The following is a 5,581-nucleotide window of genomic DNA, read 5'->3' as shown; positions in this document are numbered from 1 at the left end:
TTTGGAACTCATATTACAGGAGCTTCTGGAACAGTAGGGATGGTAGATGCTGCAACTGGATTTGATCAAACCTCTTCGGGAGCAAGTAGCATGCGTACTTATAGTAATGATACCAGTCAAAGTTTTAATCTCGTTACTAGTACAAATCAAGCAGCCGATAGTTTAAAGGTGGCTCAAGCTTACTTACTTTATATACGAGGAGATCGTAATGTAGATTTAACTACAAACACAAGCAGTAACGCTACTGTATTGCGATCAACGGGAGCGCTAGAGCATAAGCCTATCTCAAAAAGCTATGATGTAGAACAAGGAGATTTTATTTTTACAGGAAATCCATATCAAAATGCTGTTGATGTAGAGAGCCTTATAGATGCGAGTACAAACATAGAAGATGATGTTGTGTATTATTGGGATCCGACATTAGGAGGTTCTACTGGTAGTGGAGGAGCATATGTAACGTATACAGGATTTGACGCAGGTGGCGCAGGAGTAGCAACACCAGCAAGTGCAAATAATGGTTTTATACAGCCAGGTCAAGCAGTATTTGTAAGAGCAAATGCAGGAGCAAATGGACCTACAAATGATGCTGTTATACGTTACCGACCAGCTCAAACAAATATCAATGGCCTTGTAACAGGAAGCTCTACTACAGTTACCAGCACACCATCCACAGGACCAGCTTCTATCTCGATGTCCTTATATGATACTGCAAGTTTTACTAGCGGGAACTCCTTAAGTGATGGATTATTGATACGCTTTGCTTCTAATTATTCAAATGCAGTAGGCACTGGAGATTATACTAAGATCATGAACTTTGATGAGAGTATAGCCGTAGAGCAGGCAGCAAATAATTATGCAGTTGCAGGAAGATCACTACCAGTTCATAATGAGGTAATACAATTAAATCATTACAACTATGGTGATACCGATTATACCTATACGATAAACCTTACAGGACTTACTTCAGTTGATGCGTATATGTATGACCAGTATACAAATACATCTACACCATTAGTAGATGGATTTAATACAGTTAGCTTTACAGTAGATGCATCCATTCCAGCAAGTATAGCTGTAGATCGTTTCCAGTTGAAGTTTGAGAACGTAACTCTAGGAATAGAAGATACAGTAACAAGCGCTGCCTTCACGATGTATCCTAATCCAGCAGCGACAAATGCTGCAATAAGCATGCAATCTACACAACTTGCAAGCCAGCAAGCAAGACTACGAGTAACCGACCTGTCAGGAAAGTTAATCAGCGATCGAGCAATCGAGTTCAGCGCACAAGGACTTTATGAATGGAAAGACACAGGATTGAAAACTGGTTTATACATTCTAGAGGTTTCTACCGAAGAAGGAGATAAGCTAGTAAGAAAATTAGTGATCGAGTAAAGAAGAGCACTAATAAATAAAACCTTAGAAATGATTTATCTCAGTAATGGTACTGAGGTAAATCATTTTTTGAATAAAACGATATTTATTATTAATCCGCTTTCGCGAAAGCGGAACTGATTGCTAACTAAATAAATAGAGATAAAAACAATTGCTACTTAAAATTGTAAGAATATACCAATAATTAAAAGTATTATGCTGACTTTATGTTGGTATCTATTTGTTTTAAGTATTATATTTAGAGACAATTAACCAAAAAACTATTTAAATTATGGATCCTTTTCTTGGAGAAATCACAACGTTTGCCGGCAACTTTGCGCCTCGAGGCTGGGCCTTTTGTCATGGACAACTTCTAGCAATAAGTCAAAACACAGCACTCTTTTCTATTTTAGGAACTACTTATGGAGGCGATGGAAGAACGACATTTGCTTTACCTGATTTAAGAGGTAGAGCTGCTGTAAGTCAGGGAAACGGTCCTGGACTTAGTAATTACAGTCTAGGTCAAAGAGGTGGAGTAGAAAATGTTACTCTAAATCAAACTCAAATCCCTTCTCATACACATACAGCATCAGGTACTGTAAGAGCATCAAGTGGTACTGGGACTAGTAATGATCCTGCTGGTGCAAACTTTGCCTCAGCAAGTACTCCTTTAAATCCTACTACAACTGTAGATACTCAAGTTTATACGTCTGGAGCAAATGACGGAACAATGGCGGCTAATAATGTTGATGTTACCGTTGGGAACTCAGGAAGTTCTCAATCACATACTAATATGCAACCTTATCTAGCAATTAATTATATTATAGCACTTCAAGGGGTTTTTCCTTCAAGAAATTAACTTAAAACCATCTATATGAACCCTTTTATAGCACAAATTAAATTGTTTGCAGGCAATTTTGCTCCTCGAGGTTGGGCATTATGTCATGGTCAACTACTAGCCATTTCTGGTAATTCTGCATTGTTTTCTCTTGTAGGGACAACATATGGAGGCGACGGTAGAACTACGTTTGCTCTTCCAGATTTAAGAGGAAGAGTTGCAGTTAGTTCAGGTCAAGGTCCAGGATTGTCTAATCGTCCGTTAGGTAGTCGAAGCGGAGTAGAAAGTGTAACCCTTAATCAGCTGCAACTACCACAACATACTCATGTAGCTACTGGAACGATAAAAGCATCATCTTCTAACGGTGATGATCACGAAGCTAACTCAGCAAATCTTGGTATACCACTTACTCGTGTCACAAGGCGTACTTCGGTAACTACTAACATGTATGACCCTAGTTCAACAGCTTCTGTATCTATGGGAACAAATAATGTTGATATGACATTAAGTAATACTGGGCAACAGCTGTCTCATGAGAATAGAAGTCCTTTTTTAGCTCTTAATTATATCATTGCTTTACAAGGGACATACCCTTCACGTAATTAATTTTAAACATTTTTTAAACTACAATAGCTTGTCGTCGGTAATTATACCGATGTCATGTTGTTGTTTACTAACCACTTATAATATGAAAAACTATACTCGTTTTCTCTTCTCCTTATTTCTTATCACATTTGTATACTATGATGTTTCTGGAAAGTCTGAGGAGGTTGAGGTAAATAAAAATTCTTTAATTGAAGCTTCTATTAAAGAACACTTTGATGGATCATTGGGTTTTATAGCTAAGGAGAGTTCTGCTATTACTTCAACATTTATCAGCTCCATTCACTCAGAAATTCCTGGTCTAGACTTGTCGAATTTTTATGCACCTCAGACTTTTTCAGGTTTAGGTGCCGCTGATTCCGGAGGTACAGGATTTAAGACAATCAACAATATTGCTGAGTTAGTTGTGAGCAATAATCTCAATCATGATTTCACCGTATTATACGGTTCTGATGAATCATTTTCTGGTGGTACCGAGGTATTAACCATTCAGGCGGACAATGTGGATGCAGAATCATTTGATCTAAATGACATTCGAATTGCAAACTTTACAGGTTCTTCTACTTATACAGGAACTACAATTCAGTATTTTGATAAAGATGATAATTCAGTTGGTTCAATGACTATCTCTGGAACTCTGACAACAGCAGAAACCTCAGTTAATCCTTTGTTTTCTGGAGATGATTTACCTATTCTAGGCGTTGCAAAAATTGTTTTTACCGTAACTGGTGGAGGACCACCTGCAAATTTTGAAATACGCTCAATCGACTTTACTAGTCCAGTAGTGCCTACACCTTGCAGCGATCCAGATATTCCAACTCTTACAAGTGCACCTACTACAGTATGTACTGGTTCTAGTGCAACAATTAATATAGCAGGAAATCTTAATGATGCAACTGCTTGGCATATTTATACGGGCTCATGTGGAGGAACGCCGTTAGGAACCACTACAACTAGCTCCTTCAATATACCGACAATCAGTGCTGCTACAACCTATTATGTAAGAGGAGAAGGAGGTTGTGTAACACCAGGAAGCTGTGGTTCTATAACTATAACTCCAACAGCTATTGACGATGCAAGCTTTAGTTATTCAGCTAGTTCTTATTGTGTAAATGCATCAGATCCAAGTCCAACTATTACCGGTTTAGGCGGCGGAAGTTTTTCAAGCACTGCAGGATTGTCTGTAAATGCCTCTTCAGGAACTATAGATGTCTCAGCATCAACACCAGGTACCTATACGGTAACGTATACTACAACTGGATCTTGCCCTAACAGTTCCAATGTTTCTGTTACAATAAATGCATTAGACGATGCTAGTTTTAGTTATTCATCATCAATTTATTCTACAATAGATGCAGATCCTACTCCTACGATTACTGGAGTGACAGGAGGTTCTTTTTCAAGTACATCTGGATTATCCTTAAATGCTTCATCAGGACTTATTGATCTTTCAGTTTCTACGCCAGGATCTTACAATGTAACGTATACCACTTCTGGTGCATGTCCCAATAGTTTCATACAGTCTTTGACAATTGTAGAATCTAATGATAATCTATCAGGAGCCACAAGTTTAACTTATGGAGCTGGATGTACAGGAAGTATTTATGATATCGCAAACGCTACTTTAGAAATGGGAGAAAGTGTACCTGATTGTGCCTTTGATACAGGAGCACCAGTTGTTCCAGCAAATCGATCTTCACAATGGTATTCCTTTATAGCCTCAGGAAGTGGAGATGCATTAATAAAGATTACTGATAATGGAATCAACAATTTTGGTCCTCAGTCAGCTAGTATTGCATTGACTTTAGCTTTATATGAGGCGCCATCTGTAGCAGGTGATGTTTCTACATTAAGTACTCCAGTAGCTTGTTCATCTTCATCAACGGCATCTGGTGTAGAATTATTAGATGGTACTTTTATCGACGCGAAAGGACTTACTCCAGGTAGCACCTATTATGTTCAAGTTTACAGTAATGAAAATACAACTATCAGTTATTGTATAGACGTTTCAGAGCCTGTAATTTATACTTTTAACAATGGCTGGCAAGCACCAAATGGTGATCCTGAGCTTGTAAACAATCCATTTAAAAGAGTAGAAATAGTAGCAGGTAACGCAGTTCAGCAGCCTTTGACAAATGGTAGTTCACCAATTCCACCAAGTGTAGGTAGCCTGTATGTTGCTCAAAACGCTAGCGTTTCTTATGATTATTTATTACTTAACTATAAAATGGAGATCGATGGCGCATTGAATCCTGTTATAGGGCCATCTCCAGATCCTACGTTTCCAGCTTTCATTACCACAAATCAATCATTGACTTCAGTTGCAGGAATGGGTAATGCAAACGTCAATTCTCTTATATATGTAAATGAAAATGCTAATAACAATACGGCAAACGTAGATTTAGACATTGATGTGTATTATGAGTTACAAACAAGTGATCGACCATTAAGTTTTTCAAAAAAAGTAACGCTTAAATCAACAGCCGATCGTACTGCTGTGTTTACTTCCCAAAGTTTTACTTCGGGAACATCAACAAATGGAAATATCTCAGGATTAGTAGAGATAGAGCAGTTTGTACCAGAAAACAACAGTGTACGAGGTCGCGCCTATCGATTTGTAAGCTCACCAGTAGCCTCTATGAGTACTATTTATTCTCAATGGCAGGAAAACGGTGCTGCTCCATCTGGATTTGGAACTCATATTACAGGAGCTTCTGGAACAGTAGGGATGGTAGATGCTGCAACTGGATTTGATCAAACCTCTTCGGG

The 5,581-nt window shown here is 38.3% G+C and carries 3 protein-coding genes and 1 pseudogene; all 4 read left to right on the top strand.

The features are described from left to right. A partial coding sequence (locus A9Q93_RS07550) for a T9SS type A sorting domain-containing protein (RefSeq protein WP_303686777.1) occupies window positions 1–1,392 on the top strand: 1,392 nt, incomplete at its 5' end. Window positions 1,393–1,663: 271 nt separating this feature from the next. Beyond that, window positions 1,664–2,230: a phage tail protein gene (locus tag A9Q93_RS07545; RefSeq protein WP_303686776.1), complete on the top strand. Its 567-nt coding sequence runs from the start codon at window positions 1,664–1,666 to the stop codon at window positions 2,228–2,230. 15 nt (window positions 2,231–2,245) lie between these two features. Beyond that, window positions 2,246–2,815, top strand: coding sequence for a phage tail protein (locus A9Q93_RS07540; protein WP_303686775.1), 570 nt, complete (start codon window positions 2,246–2,248; stop codon window positions 2,813–2,815). Window positions 2,816–2,897: 82 nt separating this feature from the next. Continuing rightward, window positions 2,898–5,581, top strand: a pseudogene (locus tag A9Q93_RS07535) (carboxypeptidase); the annotation flags it as partial.

The sequence above is a fragment of the Nonlabens dokdonensis genome (assembly GCF_002162835.1).
Classification (GTDB): domain Bacteria; phylum Bacteroidota; class Bacteroidia; order Flavobacteriales; family Flavobacteriaceae; genus Nonlabens; species Nonlabens dokdonensis_B.
The sequence above is the reverse complement of the archived record's forward strand: the minus strand, read 5'-3'. Positions and strand labels throughout refer to the sequence as shown.

Excerpts from the sequence above, each read along its gene's own strand:
- A9Q93_RS07545 (WP_303686776.1), top strand. The coding sequence starts at position 1,664 with ATGGATCCTTTTCTTGGAGAAATCACAACGTTTGCCGGCAACTTTGCG.
- A9Q93_RS07540 (WP_303686775.1), top strand. The coding sequence starts at position 2,246 with ATGAACCCTTTTATAGCACAAATTAAATTGTTTGCAGGCAATTTTGCT.